This is a genomic window from Clostridium sp. (assembly GCF_034179595.1).
Classification (GTDB): domain Bacteria; phylum Bacillota; class Clostridia; order Clostridiales; family Clostridiaceae; genus Clostridium.
Genome location: NZ_JAXFPT010000045.1, coordinates 56,936 through 81,309, shown reverse-complemented (window position 1 = coordinate 81,309; position 24,374 = coordinate 56,936). Strand labels below are relative to the sequence as shown.

At 28.4% G+C, this 24,374-nt stretch carries 24 protein-coding genes; 23 read left to right on the top strand and 1 reads right to left on the bottom strand.

Going from position 1 to position 24,374, the window contains the following annotated elements:
• Positions 1-158: 158 nt before the first annotated feature.
• The 9 genes from SPJ33_RS05175 (at position 159) to holA (ending at position 9,002) form a co-directional block, all read left to right on the top strand.
• Positions 159-2,444: an AAA family ATPase gene (locus SPJ33_RS05175; RefSeq protein ID WP_321116903.1), complete on the top strand. Its 2,286-nt coding sequence runs from the start codon at positions 159-161 to the stop codon at positions 2,442-2,444.
• Between the two features lie 199 nt (positions 2,445-2,643).
• Positions 2,644-2,979 carry an anti-sigma F factor antagonist gene (gene spoIIAA, locus SPJ33_RS05170; RefSeq protein ID WP_321116902.1) on the top strand — a complete coding sequence of 112 codons (336 nt, stop codon included), beginning with the start codon at positions 2,644-2,646 and terminating at the stop codon, positions 2,977-2,979.
• Between the two features lie 13 nt (positions 2,980-2,992).
• Positions 2,993-3,427, top strand: a complete 435-nt coding sequence (gene spoIIAB / locus SPJ33_RS05165) for an anti-sigma F factor (protein WP_321116901.1) — start codon at positions 2,993-2,995, stop codon at positions 3,425-3,427.
• Positions 3,428-3,436: 9 nt separating this feature from the next.
• Entirely contained in the window at positions 3,437-4,192 is a 756-nt protein-coding gene (gene sigF / locus SPJ33_RS05160) for an RNA polymerase sporulation sigma factor SigF (protein ID WP_321116900.1), read from the top strand.
• Between the two features lie 116 nt (positions 4,193-4,308).
• Complete coding sequence (spoVAC, locus tag SPJ33_RS05155) at positions 4,309-4,782, top strand: stage V sporulation protein AC (RefSeq protein ID WP_321116899.1); 474 nt, start codon at positions 4,309-4,311, stop codon at positions 4,780-4,782.
• Positions 4,783-4,801: 19 nt separating this feature from the next.
• Positions 4,802-5,824: a stage V sporulation protein AD gene (gene spoVAD, locus SPJ33_RS05150; RefSeq protein WP_321116898.1), complete on the top strand. Its 1,023-nt coding sequence runs from the start codon at positions 4,802-4,804 to the stop codon at positions 5,822-5,824.
• Between the two features lie 18 nt (positions 5,825-5,842).
• Positions 5,843-6,196 carry a stage V sporulation protein AE gene (gene spoVAE, locus SPJ33_RS05145; protein ID WP_321116897.1) on the top strand — a complete coding sequence of 118 codons (354 nt, stop codon included), beginning with the start codon at positions 5,843-5,845 and terminating at the stop codon, positions 6,194-6,196.
• A gap of 53 nt (positions 6,197-6,249) precedes the next feature.
• Positions 6,250-7,944 carry a ComEC/Rec2 family competence protein gene (locus SPJ33_RS05140; RefSeq protein WP_321116896.1) on the top strand — a complete coding sequence of 565 codons (1,695 nt, stop codon included), beginning with the start codon at positions 6,250-6,252 and terminating at the stop codon, positions 7,942-7,944.
• Between the two features lie 23 nt (positions 7,945-7,967).
• The gene (gene holA / locus SPJ33_RS05135) at positions 7,968-9,002 is read left to right on the top strand and encodes a DNA polymerase III subunit delta (protein ID WP_321116895.1); all 1,035 of its coding nucleotides are present in this window, start codon (positions 7,968-7,970) and stop codon (positions 9,000-9,002) included.
• Between the two features lie 100 nt (positions 9,003-9,102).
• Here holA and rpsT read toward each other — a convergent pair whose 3' ends face one another.
• A complete protein-coding gene (rpsT, locus tag SPJ33_RS05130) occupies positions 9,103-9,366 on the bottom strand; it encodes a 30S ribosomal protein S20 (protein ID WP_321116894.1) in 264 nt (87 codons plus the stop codon).
• 186 nt (positions 9,367-9,552) lie between these two features.
• On the opposite strand from rpsT, the gene gpr reads away from it, so the two are divergent.
• The 14 genes from gpr to mtaB all read left to right on the top strand — a co-directional run bounded on the left by gpr (position 9,553) and on the right by mtaB (position 24,350).
• Positions 9,553-10,527 (top strand): GPR endopeptidase, encoded by a 975-nt coding sequence (gpr, locus tag SPJ33_RS05125; protein WP_321116893.1) that lies wholly within the window; start codon positions 9,553-9,555, stop codon positions 10,525-10,527.
• A gap of 70 nt (positions 10,528-10,597) precedes the next feature.
• Positions 10,598-11,677, top strand: coding sequence for a stage II sporulation protein P (locus tag SPJ33_RS05120; RefSeq protein ID WP_321116892.1), 1,080 nt, complete (start codon positions 10,598-10,600; stop codon positions 11,675-11,677).
• Between the two features lie 65 nt (positions 11,678-11,742).
• Positions 11,743-12,114 carry a hypothetical protein gene (locus SPJ33_RS05115; RefSeq protein ID WP_321116891.1) on the top strand — a complete coding sequence of 124 codons (372 nt, stop codon included), beginning with the start codon at positions 11,743-11,745 and terminating at the stop codon, positions 12,112-12,114.
• A gap of 130 nt (positions 12,115-12,244) precedes the next feature.
• Positions 12,245-14,050, top strand: a complete 1,806-nt coding sequence (lepA, locus tag SPJ33_RS05110) for a translation elongation factor 4 (RefSeq protein ID WP_321116890.1) — start codon at positions 12,245-12,247, stop codon at positions 14,048-14,050.
• 119 nt (positions 14,051-14,169) lie between these two features.
• Positions 14,170-14,442, top strand: a complete 273-nt coding sequence (locus SPJ33_RS05105; protein ID WP_321116889.1) for a hypothetical protein — start codon at positions 14,170-14,172, stop codon at positions 14,440-14,442.
• Positions 14,443-14,470: 28 nt separating this feature from the next.
• On the top strand, positions 14,471-14,911 hold the full coding sequence (locus SPJ33_RS05100) for a hypothetical protein (RefSeq protein ID WP_321116888.1): 441 nt from the start codon (positions 14,471-14,473) through the stop codon (positions 14,909-14,911).
• Positions 14,912-14,995: 84 nt separating this feature from the next.
• On the top strand, positions 14,996-16,120 hold the full coding sequence (gene hemW, locus SPJ33_RS05095; protein WP_321116887.1) for a radical SAM family heme chaperone HemW: 1,125 nt from the start codon (positions 14,996-14,998) through the stop codon (positions 16,118-16,120).
• Positions 16,121-16,292: 172 nt separating this feature from the next.
• A complete protein-coding gene (gene hrcA / locus SPJ33_RS05090) occupies positions 16,293-17,324 on the top strand; it encodes a heat-inducible transcriptional repressor HrcA (RefSeq protein WP_321116886.1) in 1,032 nt (343 codons plus the stop codon).
• A 23-nt stretch (positions 17,325-17,347) separates the two neighbouring features.
• Entirely contained in the window at positions 17,348-17,965 is a 618-nt protein-coding gene (grpE, locus tag SPJ33_RS05085; protein ID WP_321116885.1) for a nucleotide exchange factor GrpE, read from the top strand.
• A 64-nt stretch (positions 17,966-18,029) separates the two neighbouring features.
• Positions 18,030-19,886 (top strand): molecular chaperone DnaK, encoded by a 1,857-nt coding sequence (dnaK, locus tag SPJ33_RS05080; protein ID WP_321116884.1) that lies wholly within the window; start codon positions 18,030-18,032, stop codon positions 19,884-19,886.
• A 106-nt stretch (positions 19,887-19,992) separates the two neighbouring features.
• Positions 19,993-21,135, top strand: coding sequence for a molecular chaperone DnaJ (dnaJ, locus tag SPJ33_RS05075; RefSeq protein ID WP_321116883.1), 1,143 nt, complete (start codon positions 19,993-19,995; stop codon positions 21,133-21,135).
• Between the two features lie 198 nt (positions 21,136-21,333).
• The gene (prmA, locus tag SPJ33_RS05070; RefSeq protein ID WP_321116963.1) at positions 21,334-22,275 is read left to right on the top strand and encodes a 50S ribosomal protein L11 methyltransferase; all 942 of its coding nucleotides are present in this window, start codon (positions 21,334-21,336) and stop codon (positions 22,273-22,275) included.
• A gap of 18 nt (positions 22,276-22,293) precedes the next feature.
• The gene (locus tag SPJ33_RS05065; RefSeq protein WP_321116882.1) at positions 22,294-23,043 is read left to right on the top strand and encodes a 16S rRNA (uracil(1498)-N(3))-methyltransferase; all 750 of its coding nucleotides are present in this window, start codon (positions 22,294-22,296) and stop codon (positions 23,041-23,043) included.
• On the top strand, positions 23,043-24,350 hold the full coding sequence (gene mtaB, locus SPJ33_RS05060) for a tRNA (N(6)-L-threonylcarbamoyladenosine(37)-C(2))-methylthiotransferase MtaB (protein ID WP_321116881.1): 1,308 nt from the start codon (positions 23,043-23,045) through the stop codon (positions 24,348-24,350). The genes SPJ33_RS05065 and mtaB overlap by 1 nt, the downstream gene beginning before the upstream one ends.
• Positions 24,351-24,374 lie beyond the last annotated feature (24 nt).

Sequence of the window (24,374 nt, the reverse complement as noted above, 5' to 3'; positions counted from 1 at the left end):
TTATTATAAAATAATCAAACTTATTTAGATTAAATTAAAAAAGTATATCTAAAATCAAATAAATAGAATATTAATATAGTATATAAGTATAAAGGTGAGGAGGAATTAAACTAAATTTACTGATAAATGAATAAAGGTAAATTTAGAGAAATTATTATATGAAGAGAGAATTAACTCAAAATGAAATAATTTATGATGTGGAATATTTAAAAGAAGAAAAGGAAGTAAACTTTAAGGAAATTCCAGAGGTAAAAGCACCTTATAATGAGATAAAGAGAGCTCTTAATATAAAAAAATCTGGGTACAATTTATATATAATAGATTCATTTTCAAATGATAAGATAAATGGGTTAGTTAATTTCATAGATAATGAATATAAAGCATTAGAACCTCCTTCAGATATATGCTATGCAACTTTAAGAGATAGTAAAAAACCATTCCCTTTATTTATATCTAATGGAAGAGGAAAAGAACTTAAAAAAGAAATTAAAACATTAAAAGAAGAATATACTATAAATTTCTTAGAATTTTTCAATACATCTTCAAATCAGGAAAAAGATGATATATTAGAAAATATTCATATTAAAAGAAACAAATATATTGGTGAACTTGTAGAAGTTGCAAAGATAGATGGATTTGATGTAAAGGCTACTTCAGGAGGCTTTGCATTTATTCCTTTAAATGAAGGCGAGGTTATGACAGAAAAAGAATATGATGAACTAGATATAGGAGAAAGAGAAGGAATTCTTCAAAAAGCTGGTAAATTAAAACAAAGAGCAGAAGTTATATTAGATGATCTTAAAGAGTTAGAAGTAGGATCTATGGAAAGATTAAGAGTGATCTTAAAAAAATATATTGATGAACATATGGAAAACATAAAAGATGAATTATTATTAGAATTTATAAGAGATGATGATGTATACAATTATCTAGAAAATTTATATAAAAACATAGAAGAAGATTTAATTGAAAGTTATAGCATTGATTTAGATGATGAGGATACAAAAGTTAGTGAAATATTGAGCAAATATAATGTAGAAGTCTTAGTAGATAATTCAGAAAATAATCATCCAAAAGTTATATATGAAGATGATCCAAGTTTAATAAATCTATTAGGAAATATAGAATATGAAAGCCAAAATGGAAATTATACAACAGATCTTTCATATATAACTCCGGGTTCTTTATTAAAATCAAATGAAGGATGTATAGTTATTAGACTAAATAGACTTATCCAAAATCCAAATAGCTATTATCACTTAAAGAAAACATTAATGTCAGGAAAGCTTAATTTTGATAGCAATAGAAATTATTTAGAGCTTTTATCTATAAATGGGTTAAAACCAGAGCCTGTTCCAATAAAGGTAAAGGTTATATTAGTTGGAGATTATGAAAGTTACACTATACTTTATAATAATGATGACGATTTTAAAAATCTATTTCCTTTAAAATGTGAATTTAAAGATGAGATTAAAGATCCTAAAAATATAGCTAATATATTAAAGAAATTTATAATAGAAAAAGCTACAAAAAATAACTTATTAAAAATAGAAGAAGAAGGGATTAAATCTATAATAAGATATTTAGTTAGAGAAACTTCTAGTAGAGAAAAAATAAATATAGATCAATATAGAATTGATAATATATTAGTTAAAGCTGATACTGTTGCAAGAGAACAGAAAAAAGATGTTATAAGCAAAGAAGATATAGAAAATATAATATACGAAAAAGACAGCATTTTAGAAGGATATACAGATATGTATAAAGAAAATAAGATATTTATAAAAACTGAAGGGAAATTAGTTGGAAATATTAATGGACTTGCAGTTATTGATACTGGAATATTTTCATTTGGTAAGCCACTTAGAATAACTTGTTTAGCTTTAAAAGGAAGCGGAAATGTTATAGATATTCATAAAGAATCAAAGCTAAGTGGTAAGATACACGAAAAATCTATACAAACATTAACAGGCTTACTATATAATATAGTAAGTCCATATAAGAAGCTTCCGGTAGATCTTCATTTAAGCTTTGAACAAAGTTATGGAGTGATTGAAGGCGATAGTGCATCAGTAGCTGAAATGATAGCAATGTTATCTGCTATAAGCAAAAAAGGAATAAAACAAAATATTGCTGTAACAGGTTCATTAAATCAATTTGGTGAAGTTCAGGCAATTGGAGGAGTAAATGAAAAGATAGAAGGGTTCTTTAATATATGTAAGGAAACTTCAACTTATAAAGGAAAGGGAGTATTAATTCCATCTAGCAATAAAGATGAATTAGTATTATCTCCTGAAGTAGAAAAAGCAGTTAAGGCAGGAGATTTTCATATATATGAAATGGAAGTTTTAAATGATGCTATTGAAACTTTGATTTTAGAAGATAATGAAACGCTAGAAGATTTTAATAAGGCTATAAATGAAGAAATAGAAAAATATAAATAAGTATATTAAAAGCTATTGCATTTAAAATTAAAACTTATATGCAATAGCTTATTTATTTATGACTAAATAGATAACAAAAATTTCTATAAAAAATATCAACTGAATTGACTTTATGAATAAATATATGTTAAAATATGGAAGAAAATTACAGTGAAAATGGGAGGTGAATTACTCTAAAGTAAACTTTAGGGTAACTTGTATGTATCTTAAGTTTGAAAGAATTAATGAAGCTTTAGTTGTTCATTTATTAGGGGAATTAGATCATCATAGTGCAGAAGAAGTAAGAGTTAAGATTGATGATAGAATAGAAAGAGATAACATAAGAAAAGTTATATTAAATTTTAAAGGCGTAACATTTATGGATAGTTCAGGAATTGGAGTAGTTGTAGCAAGATATAGAAAAGTTATGAGTAATGGCGGAAATATTTGCGTAGCTGATGTTAATGAAAGTGTAAATAGAGTTTTTGAATTATCAGGATTATTTAAAATTATTAAAAAATTTAATACTGTAGATGAGGCAGTAAGATGCATTTAATGGAGGGGTTTTAATGTATGATAATAAAGTAAGTATTGAATTTTTAAGCAAATCTCAAAATGAGGCCTTTGCAAGAGTAGCAGTTGCAGCTTTTGTTTCACAATTAGATCCTACAATAGAAGAGATAACAGATGTAAAAACTGCAGTATCTGAAGCTGTAACAAATTCTATTATTCATGGATATGAAAATAGAGAAGATGGAAAAGTTAGAATTGATGCATCTATAATAGAAAATGAGATAGAAATAATTATATCTGATTTTGGAAGAGGAATTAAAGATATAGAAAAAGCAAAAGAGCCATTATATACTTCAAGACCAGACCTTGAAAGATCAGGTATGGGATTTACTGTTATGGAGAGTTTTATGGATAGCTTAGAAGTTTATAGTGAAGAAGGAAAAGGAACAAAGGTGGTTATAAAGAAAAAATTTGATACTGAATTAGGTTAGGGGAATATTATGAATATTGAGAATTATAAAAGAGAGGAATTTAATTATGATGATAATTCTGAGCTTTTACCTTTAGCTAAAAGTGGTGATCAAAAAGCTTTAGATAGACTTATAGAAATGAATCTTCCTTTAGTAGCATCTATTAGTAAGAAATTTTTAAATAGAGGATATGAATATGAAGATATTTATCAAATAGGTTCAATTGGGCTCGTTAAAGCTATAAAGAATTTTGATGACTCATTTAATGTTAAATTTTCAACATATGCAGTTCCAATGATAATTGGTGAGATAAAGAGATTTTTAAGAGATGACGGAATGATTAAGGTAAGCCGTAATGTCAAAACTTTAGCTAGAAAAATTCATTATTGTAAGGAAGAGCTTACAAAAAATCTTAATAGAGAACCTACAATTGATGAATTAGCAGAGTACTCTAAAATAGATAAAGAAGAGATAATTGTTGCTATTGAAGCGTCATCTAGCATGCAATATTTATATGATACTATTCATCAAGATGATGGTGCGCCTGTTCTTTTAATAGATAAGATAAGTCAAAAAGGAGAAGATGATTCTTCTATGATTGATAGAATAGCTTTAAAAGAAGCAATAGGAACATTAGATGTTAAGTCAAGGCAAATTATAATGCTTAGGTATTTTAAAGACAAAACTCAAGTTCAAGTAGCTAAGATGCTTGGAATAAGTCAAGTTCAAGTCTCTAGAATAGAGAAAAAAGTATTATTAAAAATGAAAGAAAAATTAAAAGAATAAAAAAGAAGGATTTTAAATATCCTTCTTTTTTATTAGTTTAAAATATATATATTTTCCAGTTTTTTATTTAAATTTTTACAAATACTATTTATACAGATTAGAAAGGAGTTGTAATTTTGAGCACAGAAAAAGTTAAGGTTAAAGAGGAAGCAGTAAAGAAAAGATTTAAAATTCTTTCAAAAGAAAGCGAACCTAAACCACAGCTTACAAAAAACTGTATTAGGGCTTTTTTAGTAGGTGGATTTATTTGTGATATAGGAGAATTAATATCAAATATATTTTTACAACTTGGATTTCAAAAAGATCAAGTTTCAAGTATTTCAGTAATAATAATGGTATTTTTAGGAGCATTACTAACAGGCGTAGGTATATATGATAAAATTGCAAGTTATGCAGGAGCTGGGACTGTAGTTCCTATAACTGGATTCGCAAATGCTATAGTTGCACCAGCTATAGAATTTAAGAAAGAAGGCTTTGTTTTTGGGGTAGCTGCAAAAATATTTACAATAGCAGGGCCAGTTTTAGTTTATGGTATAGGAAGTTCTGTCATCATAGGATTTATTTATTACTTGAAAAATTTGTTTTTCTAAAATGAGGAGTTGGATTTAAATGAATGAAAAGATTAAAAAAATTGGAGGGCAAACAATAAAATTAGAAAATCCTCCAAGGATAATATCTGCTTTTTCAATTGTAGGTCCAAAAGAAGGAGAAGGTCCTTTAAAAGCATATTTTGATGAGGTTTTAAGTGATGAAACTTGTGGAAAAGATAGCTATGAAAAAGCAGAAAGTGAAATGATGTATACAGCTATTTCACAAGCTATAAAGAGAGCAAATCTAGAAGAGAAAGATATAGATTATATGTTTGCAGGAGATTTATTAAATCAAATAATTTCTTCAGGGTTTGCAGCAAGAAAGCTTAATATACCGTTTTTTGGACTTTATGGAGCTTGTTCTACTATGTCTGAATCCTTAAGTCTTGCATCTTTAATAATAGATGGTGGATTTGCAAATCATGTTGTTGCAGCTACTTCATCACATTTTTGTGCAGCTGAAAGGCAGTTTAGATTTCCACTAGAATATGGTTCGCAAAGAAGTAAGACAGCTCAATGGACAGTTACAGGCTCAGGTGCTATGGTTCTTGGAAAAGAGGGAGATGAATATCCAAAGATTACACATGTTACAACTGGAGTAGTTAAAGATTATGGAATAATGGATGCAAATAATATGGGAGCTGCAATGGCACCAGCTGCGGTAGATACTTTATATAAACACTTTAAAGATACAGGAAGAGATCCTAAAAGCTACGATATAATAGCAACTGGAGATTTGGGGAAAGTAGGAAAAACTATATGCGATAAGCTTATATTAGAATATGGATATGATATAAGGGAAAATCATGTAGATTGTGGGGATATTATATTTAATAATGAAGCACAAAAAACTGACTCTGGTGGAAGTGGATGTGGATGTTCTGCTGTAGTAACTAGTGGATACATATATAAAAAGATGATGAGAAAAGAGATAAAAAGTGCTTTAATAATTTCTACAGGAGCACTTATGAGTACTACATCATCTTTACAAGGCGAAAGTATTCCAGGTATAGCTCATGCTGTATCTCTAGAAATGGATTAAAGAAAGGAAAATGTATATATGGATTATGTAAAAGCATTTGTTGTAGGTGGTATTATATGTGTTATAGCTCAAATACTTATGGATAAAACAAAGCTTACACCAGCTAGGATTTTAGTTTTATTTGTTACATTAGGTGCTATATTTGGAGCTTTTGGAATATATGATAAGCTTGTTGACTTTGCAGGAGCAGGTGCTACAATTCCCTTACCTGGATTTGGGAATACACTTGCAGTCTCAGTAATAGAAGAAGTAAACAAAGAAGGATTAATTGGTATATTTACTGGAGGAATAAAGGGTACAGCAGCTGGTATTACGGCTGCAATCTTCTTTGGGTATTTAATGGCAGTTATATTTAATCCTAAAAGTAAATAAAGGTATAATAAGTACATATATATGTCTATAATTACTTATGAGGTGATAAGGTTATGAGAGTATTTGAAATAGGAAAAGTAAAATTACCTATTTTATATATAGCTATAACATTTCTTATTAGTAGTTTGTATTATAGATATTTTGATAAAGATTTATGGCTAGCTTTTATCTTAGTTAGCCTTTTATTTTTGTGGGTATTTTTAAAAGAAGGAGCTGAATTTTTATTATTCATAATACTTATATTTGTGCTTGGAATAGCAATAAATCATAATTATTATAATTTAAATCTCAGTAATTATGAAAAAATAAAAATAGAAAAAAACTATTCTTATAGTGGTAGTGGGAAAATAAATGGTAGAAAGGTATATTTAAAAGGAAATTTAAAAGGTTTAAGAGAAGGAGAAGTCATATATGCTAATGGGAACTTTAATAAAGATATAAAGAAAGATAGGGGAACTATTGGCGAATATGAAATAAAGAAATATAAGCTTGATAAAAATAATATTTTTACTAGATTATCTAATATTAAAACAAAATTTAAAGATAAGCTAACAGAAAATATAGGAATAAGAAAAGCTTCTTTAGTTACATCTATAGTATTTGGAAGAGATAATTCTTTAGATAATGAAGATAAAGAATATATGAGTAGATTTGGAGTTATACATGCACTTAGTGTATCAGGATTGCATGTAGGAATTATATTTTTAATATTTAAAAAGCTTTTAAATGAAAAGATATCGCTTCTAATAACATTTATGTATGTAATGATGACAGGAATAGCTTTTTCAAGTCTTAGAGCATTTATCATGCTGTTATTTTCTAATTTAGGATTTATGTTAAGAAGAAGATATAATCCTATAGGGGGAATAGCTATAAGCATTATAATAATATTTTTACTTTCTCCATATTGTATTTTTAATATAGGATTTTTACTATCGTTTAGTTCGACTATAGGCATATTATTATATAGTAAAAAGATAAAGAGAAAGTTATATAAAATACCAGAATTTTTATTAGATACAATAAGCATATGTCTTGCAGCTCAAATATTTACATTTCCATTGCTTATAATATATTTCAATGAATTCTCTATTGGCTTTATAGTAGGAAATATTATATTGATTCCAATAATAAATCTAATTCTTATAATTGGAGTTATTAATATTTTGATGATAGGCTTTAGCGAGGTGTTTGATTTTTTAAGTTTTGCATTAAATATTCTTATAGATATTTTAGATTATCTAACAAATATGCTTTCAAATTTTGTGCCAGAGATACTAAATATAACTTCAGAATATGCATACTTTTATATAAGCCTTTTAATTACATATTATTTATATAATAAGGGAGTTAAAAAAATAATAGTATTACCTATTTCATATATAGTTTTTATTGCTATTAGCTTATATAGTTTTAATCCTAAGATAACCTATATAAAAAATGGGGGATTATTAATATCTTATAAAGGTAACAGAATAGTGGTTTCTAATGAAGGGGTTGATATTGATAAGTTAAAAAGCAAGACAGCAGCTTTAAAAGGGTATAAAAACTTTAATAAAATAAATATATCTAATGAAAACTCTTTAAAAAAGCAAGGCAAAGATTATATATTAAATGCTAGTGGAAATAACTATTATTTAAACATGTCTAATAAAAATAAAAAGGATTTGAAATATGATATAATAAACTTCAAAGATAATGAAGCAAGTGAGATTATTATATTAGGAAAATATTTGCTTATAAAGTAAATTACGTTTGAAAGGTGATTAATTTGATAAATTATGAAACATTAGAGAAAGACATAAAAAATCAAAAGATTAGTAATTCGTATATTTTTTGTGGAAGTGATGAAGAATTAATTAAAGAGTCTATAGATAAATTAATAAATCCATATATAGATGAAAATCTTAAGGACTTAAACTTTATTAAGTTTGATGGGGTAAAATGTACTTTTGATGAAATTATGAATGCATGTGAAACTCTGCCATTTATGGCTGATAAAAAAGTAGTTTTAGTTTATAGATGTGCATTTTTAAAAAGTAAATTAGATTCGCAAAATAGAAGCTTATATGAAAATATTAAAGAATATCTAAAAGATGTGCCACAAGATACTATATTAATTTTATATCATGTATTTGATGATAAAAGAGATAATGTAAAGAAAAATAAAAATATAATGGCATTAGATAAATTAACAACTATAGTTCAAATAGATAAGTTAAAAAGAGATAGCTTTTATAAAAGAGTTGATCATATGTTTAATGAAAATAATAAAAGTATAAATAAGATAGAGCTTAGATATCTTTGTGAAAAGCTACCTATGAATTTAGATATAGCAAAAAAAGAAGTTTCAAAAATAGTTGATTATGTTAGAGAGCGTGACATAACTAGAAAAGATATTGATTTATTAATTCCAAATAAAAGTGAAGATGATGTTTTTGATTTAGTAGATTTAATATCACAAAGAAAAATTGAAAAAGCACTTGATATATTAAATGAGCTTTTATTTAAGGCAGATCAACATATGCTTATAATTTCAACTATAGAAAATCAATTTAAAAGATTATATGATATAAAGATTGGATTGTTAAGTGGGAAAAATGTACAAGATTTTATGTCTGAATTTAGAATTCCACAATTTGTTGTTGAAAAACTAATAATGCAAAGTAAAAAATTTTCAAAAGGACAACTTGAAAAGATATTAAGGTTATGTATAGATACAGAGAAAAATCTAAAAAATAGCTCAACAGATAAAAAAGCAGATCTTGAGTTATTTCTTTTAAATATGGCGATGGTTAAAAAATAAAAGTACCTCACTAAATTCTAGTGAGGTACTTTTTTATAAGTGCCTTCAGTAAAAAACTTACTAAAAGTAAATAACCGACCATTAAGGTCGGTTTATGTTACTATGCCATAGCATTTAACTTTGCAGCTAATCTTGATTTCTTTCTAGCAGCCATGTTCTTGTGTATAACTCCTTTTGAAGCAGCCATATCTAAAGATTTAGTAGCTTTAACGAATAAAACCTTAGCTTCTTCAGCGTTGTTAGCAGCGATAGCAACTTCTAATTTCTTTATAGCAGTTTTTAAAGCTGATTTAACCATTCTATTGTTTAAAGTTTTCTTTTCAGTAACTTTAATTCTTTTCTTTGCTGATTTTATATTTGCCATTAATTTCACCCCCTCTAAATTTTATAGGGCCTCATAACAGTATTCACAGGGAATCTGTGTACGAGTTTACATTCAACAAACCATATTATAGCATTGAAGTTTATTATATTCAAGTATTAAATTTAAACAAAGAGGAAAAATAATTTAGAATAGACAGTAAAATTTGAGAAAATACGAGGTGATAATATGATAAATGTTAGAACAGACCTTGCAATTGAAGCAAAGGAGGATTATTCAAAAGTTCATGAAGATGAGATTGATGGTGTTATTGTAGATAAAGATACCATAAATGATACAAAAGTGACAAAAGTTACAATAAAAAATGAGGATGGAGCTAAAAAATTAGGAAAACCTGTAGGAAATTATATAACTATAGATATTCCGGATTATACTGTATATGATGGTGAAATAATGGAAAATGTATCTGAAGTTGTTGGAAAAACAATGAAAGCATTAGTAAATATGACACAGGATAAAACTGCTCTTGTTGTTGGACTTGGAAACTGGAAGGTTACTCCAGATGCTTTAGGACCTAAGGTTGTTGAAAAAATAATGGTAACAAGACATTTAAAAGATGTTATGCCAGAAGCTATTGATGATTCTATAATACCAGTTTGTGCTATTTCTCCAGGTGTTTTAGGAATTACTGGTATAGAAACAGGAGATGTTATAAAAGCTTTAGTAGAAAAAATAAAACCAGATTTAGTTGTATGTGTTGATGCCTTAGCATCTAGAAGGATTGATAGAGTTAATAAAACAATTCAAATAAGTGATACTGGAATATCACCAGGTGCTGGTGTTGGAAATCATAGAATGAAGATAAATGAGGAAACATTAGGGGTTAAAGTTGTAGCAGTTGGTGTACCGACAGTAGTAGATGCTGCAACAATTGCAAATGATAGTATAGACTTAGTTATGGATGAATTTATAAGTAAATCAGAAAAAGGTTCAGAATTTTATAATATGATAAAAAGCATAGATAAAAATGAAAAAGAAATTCTTATAAAAGAACTATTAAATCCATATGTTGGAGATCTTATGGTAACTCCAAAGGAAGTGGATTTAGTTATAGATTCATTATCAAAAATAATTGCAAATGGGATAAATATATCGCTTCAACCTAACTTAGATATGGATGATATAAATAAATTTATGAATTAAAAAAGTAACTTTCTAAAAGAATAATTATGTAAATCTCCTCATATAAATGAAAAAGTGAGGAGGGGATAATGTGGTATTTAAAAATAAAAGAAAAAAGATGAATAGTTCAATGGATATAGGAATCACAGTTTTACTTATTTTTATAGTCATATTCTTTGGAAGATGTATTCATATATTAAAAAATAATAATGAAAGAGGTGGGCTTGCATACGTAGAACTATTGAATTTTTCTATGCCACTAATAGAAACTCAAGTTTATAATGAAGGTGCATATTATGAAAGTAATGTATCATTAAAAAGTATAGCGTTAGAAGCTGTTGGACTTTCAGATATTAGTTTAACAAAGTTAGTAAATAATGAAGTTCCAATATTTAAATTAAATAATAAATCAGGTGATGGTTATGAAAAGGTACAATATGAAAAGGTACAAGAATATACACCATTTGAATTAAGTGATGGATCTATATTAAAGTATACAGATGATGAAAAAAGCAACCTATATAATCCAAAGCTAAAAAAAGAACTTAATAAATCAAATCCAGAAGTCTTAATATACCATACACATACAGGAGAAAATTATATTGAAACAGAAAAATCAACAAATGATCAGAGATATAATGTTGTTGGAGTTGGAAATGTAATCAAACAAGAGCTTGAAGAAAAGTATGGTATATCAGTTATACATGATAAAACTATACACGATACTTCATATAATGATAGTTATAATAGATCAAGAGAAACTGTAAAAAAATATGCAGAAAAATATAATGATAGTTTTAAGCTTGTAATTGATATTCATAGAGATGGGGTTGACCTTAAGAGAGCAACAGAAAAAACTAAAAGTTTATTTAAAACAGAGATAAATGGTGAAAGTGTAGCAAAGTTAATGTATGTAAATTCAAGAAATAGTTCTAAATTTACAGCTAATTCTAAGGTAGAACAAAAATTAACTGCAATTACTAATGAATTATATCCAGGTCTTTTAAGAAAAACATATACTTATAATCATGGTATAAATGCGTTTAACCAAGATATATTTAGTAATTCAATATTAATTGAAGTAGGAGCAAACACAAATACATCAAAAGAAGCTATGACATCAGCTAAATATCTTGCTAGAATAATTGCTGAATATATAAATGGAAAATAAGATTTGAATAAAAATAGTTAAAGTGGGTATATTTAAAGATAAAATTTTAAAGAGGTGCCCACTTTATGAAAAATAAAAGATATGCAATAATATTTTTAAGTTTAGTATCAATAGTAGTTATTTTGCAATTAACAAAGATAAATATTATAAATACAAAGGCTTTATCCCCAGTTGGAAATACAGATGATAACAAAAAACTTGTAAATACAGAGTTTGGAGAAGATTTTAATAGCTTTATTCAAGACAATTCAAACATAAAGATATATGAAAATGAGAATGAAAAAGGTTATTTAGTAACCATAAATGATAATAAAATAAAAATAAAAGAAGAATCCTATTTAGTAAATGTAATAAAAAAAGGTTTTTTATTAATAGGTAATGTTTCACATAAACTAATAAATCAAATAGAAATTCTTTTCGAAAAAATTATATATTAGAATAAATAAGCAGTTATACTAACCTATTAAATTATTGACACTTTCTACATAAAGTGTGATATAATTTAGCTTGACTTTAATATATGGGGGTGAAATAGCTGCTTTTACATATAGAAGGGCAGTTTTATATATGAAAAATGATAGACAAAAATTTATTAGAAATTTTTCAATAGTAGCACATATAGATCATGGGAAATCAACATTAGCAGATAGATTATTAGAAATTACAGGTACTTTAACAAAAAGAGAAATGGAAGAACAAGTACTTGATAATATGGAAATAGAAAGAGAAAGAGGAATAACAATTAAGTCTCAAGCTGCAAGACTTATATATAGAAGAGAAAATGGAGAAGAATATATATTAAATCTTATAGATACTCCAGGACATGTAGACTTTACATATGAAGTATCAAGAAGTTTAGCAGCTTGTGAAGGTGCAGTATTAGTTGTTGATGCAACACAAGGAATACAAGCGCAAACATTAGCAAATTGTTATTTAGCTTTAGATAATGATCTAGAAATAACTCCTGTTATAAATAAAATAGATCTTCCATCTGCAAGAGCTGATGAAGTTAAACAAGAAATTGAAGATGTAATAGGAATTCCAGCTGATGAAGCACCAATGATATCAGCTAAGACAGGATTAAATGTAGAAGATGTTTTAGAAGCTGTAGTGCGTGATATACCAGCTCCAAATGGAGATGAAAATGCTCCTCTTAAAGCATTAGTTTTCGATTCATATTATGATGCTTATAAAGGTGTTGTAAGTTATGTAAGAATCAAAGACGGTACAGTTAAAAGAGGAACTAAGATAAAGTTTATGGCAACTGATAAGGTTTATGATGTTACTGAAGTTGGAGTATTTACACCAGGACTTTTCCCAGTAAATGAATTAAAAGCAGGGGATGTTGGATATATTACTGCATCTATTAAGAATGTAAAAGATGCTAGAGTTGGTGATACAATAACTGAAAGCGGAAGGGAAACTAAAGAGCCACTTCCAGGTTATAAACCAGCTATCCCAATGGTTTATTCAGGTATATATCCAGTAGATGGAGCAAAATATGAAGAATTAAAAGAAGCACTTGAAAAGCTTCAAATAAATGATGCTGCGTTAAATTTTGAACCTGAAAGCTCAATTGCATTAGGATTTGGATTTAGATGTGGTTTCTTAGGATTATTACATATGGAAATAATTCAAGAAAGAATAGAGAGAGAATTTAATCTAGATATAATCACAACTGCACCATCTGTTATATATAAAATAAAGAAAACTGATGGAGAAGTTTTAGATATTACAAATCCAACTAACCTTCCAGAAATGAGTGAAATAGCTTATATGGAAGAACCTGTTGTTAAAGCATCTATAATAACTCCAACTGAATATGTAGGATCTGTTATGGAACTTTGCCAAGAAAGAAGAGGAACATATATTGATATGCAATATATGGAGGAAACAAGAGCTGTTATAAATTATGATATTCCTTTAAATGAAATAGTTTATGATTTCTTTGATACTTTAAAATCTAAAACAAGAGGATATGCATCATTAGATTACGAATTTAAGGGATATGAAAAAGCAGATCTTTGTAAGCTTGATATTCTTCTAAATGGAGATATAGTAGATGCACTTTCAATGATAGTTCCAAAAGAAAGAGCATACCATAAAGGTAGAGGAATAGCAGAAAAACTTAAAGAAATAATTCCAAGACAACTTTTTGAAGTGCCAATACAAGCAGCAATAGGATCAAAAATCATAGCAAGAGAAACTGTTAAAGCTATGAGAAAAGATGTTCTTGCTAAGTGTTATGGTGGGGATATATCAAGAAAGAGAAAGCTTCTTGAAAAGCAAAAAGAAGGTAAAAAGAGAATGAGACAAGTTGGATCAGTTGAAGTTCCACAAGAAGCATTTATGTCAATCTTAAAGGTAGATTAATAATTAATTAAAAGAAATCCTAAAGTTTTTAGGGTTTCTTTTTTTATATAAATATCAAGAATTAATTTACTAGTATTGAATATATATTAATATTAATAAATTAATGAGGTGTTTATTAAATGATACAAATAAATAGAAGAAATTCTAATATAAAGTGTAAAAAATTAAGAAGACAAGGTCTTATAACAGGAACATTAAGAAGACGTAATGGAGATATAATTCCTATAAGTTTAAAAGGAAGCAGTGTAGATACTTTTGTTAATAAAAATGGATTAAATGAAGAACTTATTGTTCTTTTTGAAAATAGTGAAATAAAGACAAGAATATATAAAGTTCAAAGAAATCTTATTTTTCATAATATAGATAATATAGATTTAATAGAAAAGATTTAATTTTTTATATATAAAAGGGGAATTTTATATGTTTTTGAAAGAACTTAGTCATAAAGAAGCAGTTGCATTTACGAATTTACTAAATCAATTTGCAAGTATTGATAACATAATAAACAAAAAAGAAAAGAGGCTTATACGTGATTATATAAATGAATTAGGTATAAATAATTCTAAAATAGAATCAATGTCTTATGAAGAGATAATAAATGCATTAAGAAATAGCAAAGAAAGAATAAAAAGAATAATATATTTTGAATTGATTGGCTTAGCTTTAGTTGATGGAAACTATGGGGATGTAGAAATAGATTATTTAGATAAAGTTGCAATAGACCTTGATATAAATAGATCTGAAAAGATAGCATTTGCAAACTTTTTTTATAATTTTAAAGAAATTCATGATTTTTCTGTAATAGAAACTGAGAATAAAAGATTAAAGCATCTTGAAGAAGAAGCAGAAGCTTTATTATAAAAATATAAAGAAGATTTTAATAAGTTAAGATTAGAATCTTCTTTTTTGTTATAATATTTAAAAACAAATAAGAGGTGAAGTAAGATGAAAGAAATTGCGTTATATGTACATATTCCATTTTGTAAGCAAAAATGTTTATATTGTGATTTCCCATCATATGCAGGAAAAGAAAAATTAGAAGATGATTATATAGATGCATTAATTAAAGAAATAAATATAAAGTGTAGCAAAAGTATTATAAGAAGTTTATTTATTGGAGGTGGAACTCCATCATATTTAAGTGAAAAAAATTTAGAAAAACTACTAAATACATTAAGTAAGCTAAATTATATTGATGATGCAGAAAAAACTATTGAATGTAATCCTGGTACGTTAATAGAAGAAAAACTTAAAATAATGAAAGATTATGGAATAAATAGAATAAGTTTAGGGCTTCAAACAACTCATAATAATCTACTTAAAGATATAGGTAGGATACACACAATAGAAGAATTTAATGAAAATTATAGAAAAATTAGAGATTTTGGCTTTGAAAATGTAAATATAGACATTATGTTCGGTTTGCCAAATCAAAGTGTTTTAGATTATAAAGAAACATTAAGTGACATAATTAAATTAAATCCAGAACATATATCATGCTATAGCCTAATTATTGAAGAAGGAACACCTTTTTACACTATGTATGAAAAAGGCCTTCTTGATTTGCCAAAAGAAAATGATGAAAGAGAAATGTATAAATTAACAAAGTATATTTTAGAAGCTAATGGATATCATCAATATGAAATTTCTAATTACGCAAAAGATAATATGGAATGTTACCATAATAAAGTCTATTGGAAATGTGATGAATATTTAGGGGTGGGAACATCAGCTAGTTCATATATAGATGAAAAGAGAATAAAAAATATAGATAATATATCAGAATATATAGAAAAAATACGTAATGGAGAGGAGGTATATGATGAAGTATTAGAAAATACTATAAAAGAAGATATGGAAGAATTTATGTTTTTAGGTCTTAGAATGATTAAAGGCATAAGTAAAGATGAATTTAAGAAAAGATTTAAAAAAGATATATATGATGTATATGGAAAAGTAATTCAGGATAATATAAAGAAGGGACTCTTAAAAGAAGATGAAAAAGATATTTCTTTAACAGAAAAAGGAATAGAGGTATCTAATTGGGTAATGAGTGAATTTATATTATAGATTTAAAAACAGAAGCAAATGAAAGAAAATAAGAGATAATATTGTTTAGTTTATAAAAATTAGTATAAAAAAGAAAAAAATTCTCGTTGACAAAAATAATCAACGAGAATATTATTTAAATATAGTCGTTAGCACTCGTTAATGGTGAGTGCTAATAATTAGAGGTGATGATATGGTTATTGATGATAGAAAAATAAAAATATTAGAAGCTATTATCAATGATTACATTAAAACTGGAGAGCCAGTAGGTTCTAGAACAATAGCAAAAAATCATAACTTAGGAGTTGGATCTGCAACAATCAGAAATGAAATGGCAGACCTTGAAGATATGGGTTATTTAGAGCAACCTCATACCTCTGCAGGAAGAATTCCATCAAGCAAAGGATACAGATTATATGTAGATAGCTTAATGGAAAAGTCACTTTTAAGTAAAGAAGAAGATTTAAAGATAAAAGAGTATGTTATAAACTCGGCAATGCTAGAAGTTAATAAGATAGTTAAAAATGCAAGTGCCTTACTTTCAGAGCTAACTCATCTTACATGCATTGTAAAAACACCTTCTATAAGTATGAGTTGTTTAAAATCAGTTCAAGTTATGAATCTTGATGAAAACAGTCTTTTAGCAGTAATTGTTACTGATGGAGGCCTTATTAAAAATCAAATAATTAGAATTAATAAGCCACCTTCTATAGAAGTTTTAAACAAGATAAATTACATTTTAAATAAAAGATTATTACATCTTTCAATAAATGAAATTAATTTAGAAGTTATAAACAATCTAAAATCAGATTTACAAGGATATGAAGAAGTATTTGATGCAATGCTTCCAGCATTATATCAATGTTTAAAGGAAGATGATACTTCTAGAGTATTTATGGAAGGGGCAACAAATATTTTAAACTTTCCAGAATACAATGACATAGATAAAGCGAAAGAAATATTGTCACTTCTTCATAATAAAGATTGTATTGTTGAACTTATAGAACCTGAAAATGATATAACGATAAGAATTGGTGAGGAAAATTATATTCCAGAGGCAAAAGAATGTAGCGTTATATCAGCTGAATACTCGCTAGGTGATAGTGCAAAAGGAACTATTGGCCTTATAGGGCCTAGAAGAATTGACTATTCTAAAGTAATCGCAATAATGGCGCAAGTTATGAAAGAATTAAATAAAACATTAAAAAAACAATCTAAAAGTTAAAAGAAAAGGGGTGTTTTAAAGGCATGGTAGAAAATAATGAAAACTTAGAAAATGAAATCAAAGATGATGAACAAAACATAGCTAATGAAGATGTAAAAGAAACTACAGAAAAAGAAGATGTTGAAGAAACATCAAAAGAAGAGTCTCAAGAAAATGCTGATAGCAAAAAAGAAGAGGATGAGTTAGAAATGTTTAAAAAGACTAAGGAAGAAAACAAAAAGTTAACTAACGAACTTGAGGCTTTAAAAGATAGACTTTTAAGAGTTACAGCTGAATATGAAAATTACAGAAAAAGAACAGCTAAAGAAAAAGAGGGTATTTATACAGATGCTTGTATAGATGTACTAAAAGAAATAGTACCAAATCTTGATAACTTAGAAAGAGCAGTTGAAGCTAATGGTAGTGTTGAAGACATGAAAAAAGGTGTTGAAATGACACTAAAAGGTTTCCAAACAGCTCTAGAAAAGATAGGTGTTGAAGAAATAGAAACATCAGAAGGATTTGATCCAAATCTTCATCAAGCAGTAATGCATGTTCAAGATGAAAACTTCGGCCCAAATTCAGTTGCTGAAGTATTCATGAAGGGTTATAAAAGAGGAGATAAAGTTATAAGACACTCTGTTGTTAAAGTAGCTAATTAAAAGATAATATAATTTAAATAGAAATTAATAACAAACGAGAGTTTGCAATAAGGAGGAATAAATTATGTCAAAAATAATAGGTATTGATTTAGGAACTACAAATTCATGTGTAGCAGTTATGGAAGGTGGAGAACCAGTTGTTATAACTAACTCAGAAGGTTCAAGAACAACTCCATCAGTTGTTTCATTCCAAGCAAATGGAGAAAGATTAGTAGGTCAAGTTGCTAAAAGACAAGCAATTACTAATCCAGATAAGACAATAATCTCAATAAAGAGACATATGGGAACTGATTATAAAGTTGATATAGATGGTAAACAATACACACCACAAGAAATATCAGCAATGATACTTCAAAAATTAAAAGCAGATGCGGAAAGTTATTTAGGAGAAAAGGTTACTCAAGCAGTTATAACTGTACCAGCTTACTTTAATGATGCTGAAAGACAAGCAACAAAAGATGCTGGTAAGATTGCAGGACTTGAAGTACTTAGAATAATAAACGAACCAACAGCTGCATCATTAGCATATGGTTTAGAAAAAGCAGACCACGAAGAAAAAGTATTAGTATATGACTTAGGTGGTGGTACTTTCGATGTATCTATCCTAGAACTTGGTGATGGAGTATTTGAAGTATTATCAACAAACGGAGATACAAAGCTTGGTGGAGATGACTTCGATAACAAGATAATGGATTACATTGCAGAAACATTCAAAGCTGAAAATGGAATTGATTTAAGACAAGATAAGATGGCTCTTCAAAGATTAAAAGAAGCTGCTGAAAAAGCTAAGATAGAATTATCATCATCAACACAAACAAACATCAACTTACCATTTATAACAGCTGATGCAACTGGTCCAAAGCACATAGATATGAACTTAACTAGAGCTAAGTTTAACGAATTAACTCATGATTTAGTTCAAAGATCAATTGAACCAATGAAGAAGGCAATAGCTGATGCAGGAATATCAGTAAATGATATAGATAAAGTATTATTAGTTGGTGGATCAACAAGAATACCAGCTGTTCAAGAAGCAGTTAAAAACTTCACAGGAAAAGAACCTTCAAAGGGAATAAACCCAGATGAATGTGTTGCAATCGGTGCAGCTATTCAAGCAGGTGTATTAACAGGAGAAGTTAAAGATGTATTATTACTAGATGTTACACCATTAACTCTTGGAATCGAAACTTTAGGAGGAGTTGCAACTCCACTTATAGAAAGAAATACAACTATTCCAGCTAAGAAGAGTCAAACATTCTCAACAGCTGCAGATGGTCAAACATCAGTTGAAATTCACGTAGTTCAAGGTGAAAGACAAATGGCTGCTGATAACAAGACATTAGGAAGATTCACATTATCAGGAATAGCACCAGCTCCAAGAGGAATCCCTCAAATCGAAGTAACATTTGATATAGATGCTAACGGTATTGTTAAAGTATCTGCAATGGATAAAGGAACTGGAAAAGAAGCTAACATCACAATTACTGCTTCAACAAACTTAACAGAAGACGAAGTTGAAAAGGCAGTAAAAGAAGCTGAAAAGTTCGCTGAAGAAGATAAGAAGAGAAAAGAATCAATAGAAGTTAAGAATAATGCTGATCAAGTTGTATATCAAACTGAAAAGACATTAGAAGAACTTGGAGATAAAGTTTCAGCTGACGATAAAGCAAAAGTTCAAGCTAAATTAGAAGAAGTTAAGAAGATTAAAGATGGTGATGATATAGAAGCTATCAAGAAAGCTATCGAAGAATTAACTCAAGAATTCTATGCAATATCATCAAAGATATACCAAGAAGCAGGAGCACAACCAGGAGCTCAAGGATTTGATCCAAACAACATGGGTGGAGCACAAGGAACTAATGAAGCACCACATGATGACAATGTTGTAGATGCAGATTTTAAAGTAGAAGACGATAAATAGTTGTAAGTATACTATAATCTCTTATATAATACAAAGAGGGAAGGCAAGTGTCGTCTTCCCTTTTGTAAAATGTGTGAAATTAAAGAAAATTTGGTGGTGAAGATAGATGGCACAAAAAGACTATTATGAAGTCCTTGGTTTAGAAAAAGGTGCAAGTGATGCAGAGATAAAAAAAGCCTTTAGAAAGCTAGCTATAAAATACCATCCTGATAAAAATCAAGGAAATGCTGAGGCTGAAAAGAAATTTAAAGAAATTAATGAAGCTTATCAAGTACTTTCAGATCCTGAGAAAAAAGCTAGATACGATCAATTTGGAACGGCTGATTTCGATGGAAGTGGATTTGGAGCAGGAGCAGGTGGATTCGGTGGCTTTGACTTCTCAGACATGGGCGGATTTGGAGATATATTTGACTCATTCTTTGGAGGCGGTGGAAGTTCAAGAAATAATAATGGACCAAGAAGAGGCGCTGATATAGAATATACAGTTAGATTAACTTTTGAAGAAGCAATAAGTGGAGTAGAAAAAGAAATATCTGTTACAAGAAGCGAAAATTGTGAAACTTGTCATGGATCAGGTGCTAAACCTGGAACAACTCCAAAAACATGTCCATCATGTCATGGTTCAGGACAAATAAGAGTACAAAGACAAACTCCACTTGGAAGCTTTGTAAGTACTACAACTTGTGATCAATGTCATGGAACAGGAAAAATTATTGAAGAAGCATGTCCAACATGTAAAGGAAAAGGTAAAGTTAGAAAGAACAGAAAGATTAAAGTTAATATACCAGCAGGTGTTGATAGTGGAAACATAATCCCACTTAGAGGACAAGGTGAAGATGGTACAAACGGTGGACCAGCTGGAGATCTTTATGTAAATATAATTGTTGCACCTTCTAAGAAATTTACAAGAAAGGGTATTGATATATATGTAGATGCACATATATCAATAGCAAAAGCAGCACTTGGAACAGAAATAACTGTTGAGACAGTAGATGGTAATGTTAAATATACAGTACCAGCAGGAACTCAATCAGGAACATTATTTAGGTTAAAGGGTAAGGGTGTTCCAAGAGTTAATGGAAGTGGAAGAGGAGATCAATATGTTAAAGTCATAGTTGATATTCCAAAGAAGCTTAATGAAAAGCAAAAAGAAGCTCTTAATATGTTCATGGAAGCATCAGGTGAAAGTGTTGAGGAATCTCATGGACGTCATAAAAAAGGAATAAAGGATTTCTTTAAGAAAGATTAATAGATTTAATAAGATAAAACTTAAAGGCTGCTTTTAGCAGCCTTTTTTCTAAGTAAAAAAGAATATCAAGTAATTAATGATAATAAATAGAGAAATATATTATTTGTCTAGACTTTATAGTTTTCTTGACAGATTTCATTTAAAAAGGGTAAAATTATTTATTAGTTCATTAAAATGAAAGAGAAAGGAATGAATTTCATGGAAGGATCATGGATTGAGGTAAAAGTAATTACAACAAGCGAGGCACTTGAACCTATAGAAGGAATTTTTTATATATTAGATTGTAAGGGTGTATCAGTTGAAGATCCTAATGATATATTAGGTAGAGATCAAGGACCATTAACTTGGGATTTTGCAGATATAAATGTATTAGAACATAAAGGAAAATATGCTGTAGTTAAAGGATATTTCTCAGAAGAAGATAATATAGATGAAGTTGTTACATATGTAAAAGAAAAAGTAGAAGAAATAAGAGAAATGGGCTTCAATGTTGGTGAAGGAAGGGTAGAAGTTACTAAAACTCATGAAGAAGATTGGGCAAATAACTGGAAAAAATACTATAAGCCTTCAAAAGTTGGAGAAAAGATTGTTGTTAAACCAATATGGGAAGAATACAAACAAAATGAAGGTGAATTAGTAGTTGAATTAGATCCAGGTATGGCATTTGGAACAGGGGATCATGAAACAACAAAGATGTGTATTCAAGCTTTAGAAAAATATGTTGAAAAAGATAGCACTGTATTTGACGTTGGTACAGGATCTGGTATACTTGCAATAGCAGCAGCTAAACTTGGTGCTAAAAAAGCTGTAGGTGTTGATTTAGACCCAGTTGCAGTAGAATCTGCTAAGGAAAATGTAGAATATAATAATCTAGATAATATAGAAATACTTTATGGAAACTTAGTTGAAGTAATAGAAGGAAAAGCTGATATAGTTGTTGCAAACATTATTGCTGAAGTAATATGCATATTAATCGATGATGTTAAGAGAGTATTAAAAAACGGTGGAATGTTTATAACATCAGGAATAATACATGAAAGAGTAAAAATGGTTACTGATAAATTAGAAGAATCAGGTTTTGAAGTTATAAAGATAAATAAAGATGGTGAATGGAACTGTATCATAGCAAAAGCAAAATAAGGGTTAGGTGAAGAATGAATGCATAAATTTTTTACCCCATCAAACTACATATCTGATAATAAAGGAAAGATAGTTGGGGAAGATGTTAAACATATTTATAAAGTTTTAAGGCTAACTGAGGGTGAAGAAGTAATTTTAAATAATTGCGAAGGAATTGAGTATTTAGCTAAGATAAATGAAGTAACAAAGAGCGAAGTTACATTAGATATAATTGAAAAATTAGATATAAATAATGAAAGTGATGTTGAAATAGTGTTATTTCAAGGGATGCCTAAAGCTCAAAAGATGGATTTGATAGTTCAAAAAGGTACAGAACTTGGTATAGGTAAATTTATTCCTGTTATAACAGAAAGAGTTGATGTTAAGCTTAAAGGTGATTTTAAAAAGCTAGATAGATTAAATAGAATAGCACTTGAAGCTTGTAAGCAAAGTAAGAGAAGCATAATACCAGAAGTTTTAAAACCTATCGAATTTGAAGAATTATTAGACCAAATAAATACATTTGACTTAGTAGTAGTGCCATATGAAAATAGAGAAGACTATGGAATCAAAGCTCTTATGAAAGATATAGATAAGAAAAGTATCAAAAGGATTGGTATAATAGTAGGTCCAGAGGGTGGATTTGAAGAGGAAGAGATTGAAAGATTGAAGGATGCTAAAGCTTTTATAATAACTTTAGGAAAAAGAATACTTAGAACAGAAACAGCAGGCTTTGTGGCTACTTCATTACTTCAATATGAGTTAGGAGATCTAGGAGGAATGATTTAATGAAAGTTGCATTTGCTACATTAGGATGTAGAGTAAACATGTATGAATCAGAAGCTATGACTGAAAAGTTTGTAAGAGAAGGATATGAAGTTGTAGACTTTTCAGAAGTTGCTGACGTTTATGTTATAAATACATGTTCAGTTACAAATATGGGAGATAAAAAATCAAGACAAATAATAGGTAGAGCAAGAAGATTAAATGAAGATGCTATAATTGCAGTAGTTGGATGTTATTCTCAAATTGCACCTAAGGAAGTATCAGAAATAGAAGGGGTAGACGTTGTTCTTGGAAGCAGAAATAAGGGAGAAGTAGTTTATTATGTAAATAAGGCTATGGACGAGAAAAAACCACAAATACAAGTTGGTGGAGTTCTTAAGAACAAAAACTTCGAACAATTAAAGATAGAAGAATATAGAGATAAAACTAGAGCGTTCTTAAAAATACAAGATGGATGTAATAGATTTTGTGCATATTGCTTAATACCATATACAAGAGGAGCTGTTTGTTCAAAAGACTACAATAATGTTCTTGATGAAGTAAAACAACTTGCAAGTCATGGATTTAAGGAAGTAATATTATCAGGTATACATACAGCATCATACGGATTAGATTTAGATGGGAATGTTAATTTAGTTACTTTACTTGAAGAAATAGAAAAGATTGATGGAATAGAAAGAGTTAGAATAGGATCTATAGAACCAGGATTTTTCACAGATGAAGTTATAGAAAAGATTAAAAACATGAAAAAGCTTTGTCCACAATTCCATTTATCATTACAAAGTGGATGTAATGCTACATTAAAGAGAATGAATAGAAGATATACAGCAGAAGAATACGAAAGAACTGTAAATCTATTAAGAAGCACTTTAAAAGATGCATCTATAACAACTGATGTTATTGTTGGATTCCCAGGAGAAACAGATGAAGAATTCAACGAAACATATGAATTCTTAAAGAGAAATAAATTAACTAAGACTCATGTATTTAAGTTTAGTCCAAGAACTGGAACAAAAGCAGCAGACATGAAGGATCAAGTTGATGGAAATAAAAAAGATGAAAGAAGTAAAAAATTAATAGAGCTTAATGAAAAAAATGAAGCTGAATTTACTGAAAGCTTAGTAGGCAGAGAAATGGGCGTATTAATTGAGCAAGAAGTAAAGGGTCAAGAAGATATATTTGAAGGATATACTAGAAACTTTGTAAAGGTTCATGTAAGTGGATCATCTAAAGAAGATGTAGGAAATATAATAAAAGTAAAAATTTTATCATCAAAAGGTGACTACGCTGAAGGAAAAGTGGTAAAATAATAAGGTGAATATTTTCTAAAGGGG

Bases quoted from the DNA above. Each gene is read 5' to 3' on its own strand.
- SPJ33_RS05175 (WP_321116903.1), top strand. From the start codon at position 159: ATGAAGAGAGAATTAACTCAAAATGAAATAATTTATGATGTGGAATAT.
- hrcA (WP_321116886.1), top strand. From the start codon at position 16,293: ATGGTTATTGATGATAGAAAAATAAAAATATTAGAAGCTATTATCAAT.
- gpr (WP_321116893.1), top strand. From the start codon at position 9,553: ATGATAAATGTTAGAACAGACCTTGCAATTGAAGCAAAGGAGGATTAT.
- spoVAD (WP_321116898.1), top strand. From the start codon at position 4,802: ATGAATGAAAAGATTAAAAAAATTGGAGGGCAAACAATAAAATTAGAA.
- dnaJ (WP_321116883.1), top strand. From the start codon at position 19,993: ATGGCACAAAAAGACTATTATGAAGTCCTTGGTTTAGAAAAAGGTGCA.
- spoIIAB (WP_321116901.1), top strand. From the start codon at position 2,993: ATGTATGATAATAAAGTAAGTATTGAATTTTTAAGCAAATCTCAAAAT.
- SPJ33_RS05065 (WP_321116882.1), top strand. From the start codon at position 22,294: ATGCATAAATTTTTTACCCCATCAAACTACATATCTGATAATAAAGGA.
- SPJ33_RS05100 (WP_321116888.1), top strand. From the start codon at position 14,471: ATGTTTTTGAAAGAACTTAGTCATAAAGAAGCAGTTGCATTTACGAAT.
- SPJ33_RS05115 (WP_321116891.1), top strand. From the start codon at position 11,743: ATGAAAAATAAAAGATATGCAATAATATTTTTAAGTTTAGTATCAATA.
- SPJ33_RS05105 (WP_321116889.1), top strand. From the start codon at position 14,170: ATGATACAAATAAATAGAAGAAATTCTAATATAAAGTGTAAAAAATTA.
- prmA (WP_321116963.1), top strand. From the start codon at position 21,334: ATGGAAGGATCATGGATTGAGGTAAAAGTAATTACAACAAGCGAGGCA.
- SPJ33_RS05140 (WP_321116896.1), top strand. From the start codon at position 6,250: ATGAGAGTATTTGAAATAGGAAAAGTAAAATTACCTATTTTATATATA.
- lepA (WP_321116890.1), top strand. From the start codon at position 12,245: ATGAAAAATGATAGACAAAAATTTATTAGAAATTTTTCAATAGTAGCA.
- rpsT (WP_321116894.1), bottom strand. From the start codon at position 9,366: ATGGCAAATATAAAATCAGCAAAGAAAAGAATTAAAGTTACTGAAAAG.
- sigF (WP_321116900.1), top strand. From the start codon at position 3,437: ATGAATATTGAGAATTATAAAAGAGAGGAATTTAATTATGATGATAAT.
- spoVAE (WP_321116897.1), top strand. From the start codon at position 5,843: ATGGATTATGTAAAAGCATTTGTTGTAGGTGGTATTATATGTGTTATA.
- grpE (WP_321116885.1), top strand. From the start codon at position 17,348: ATGGTAGAAAATAATGAAAACTTAGAAAATGAAATCAAAGATGATGAA.
- spoIIAA (WP_321116902.1), top strand. From the start codon at position 2,644: ATGTATCTTAAGTTTGAAAGAATTAATGAAGCTTTAGTTGTTCATTTA.
- mtaB (WP_321116881.1), top strand. From the start codon at position 23,043: ATGAAAGTTGCATTTGCTACATTAGGATGTAGAGTAAACATGTATGAA.
- dnaK (WP_321116884.1), top strand. From the start codon at position 18,030: ATGTCAAAAATAATAGGTATTGATTTAGGAACTACAAATTCATGTGTA.
- hemW (WP_321116887.1), top strand. From the start codon at position 14,996: ATGAAAGAAATTGCGTTATATGTACATATTCCATTTTGTAAGCAAAAA.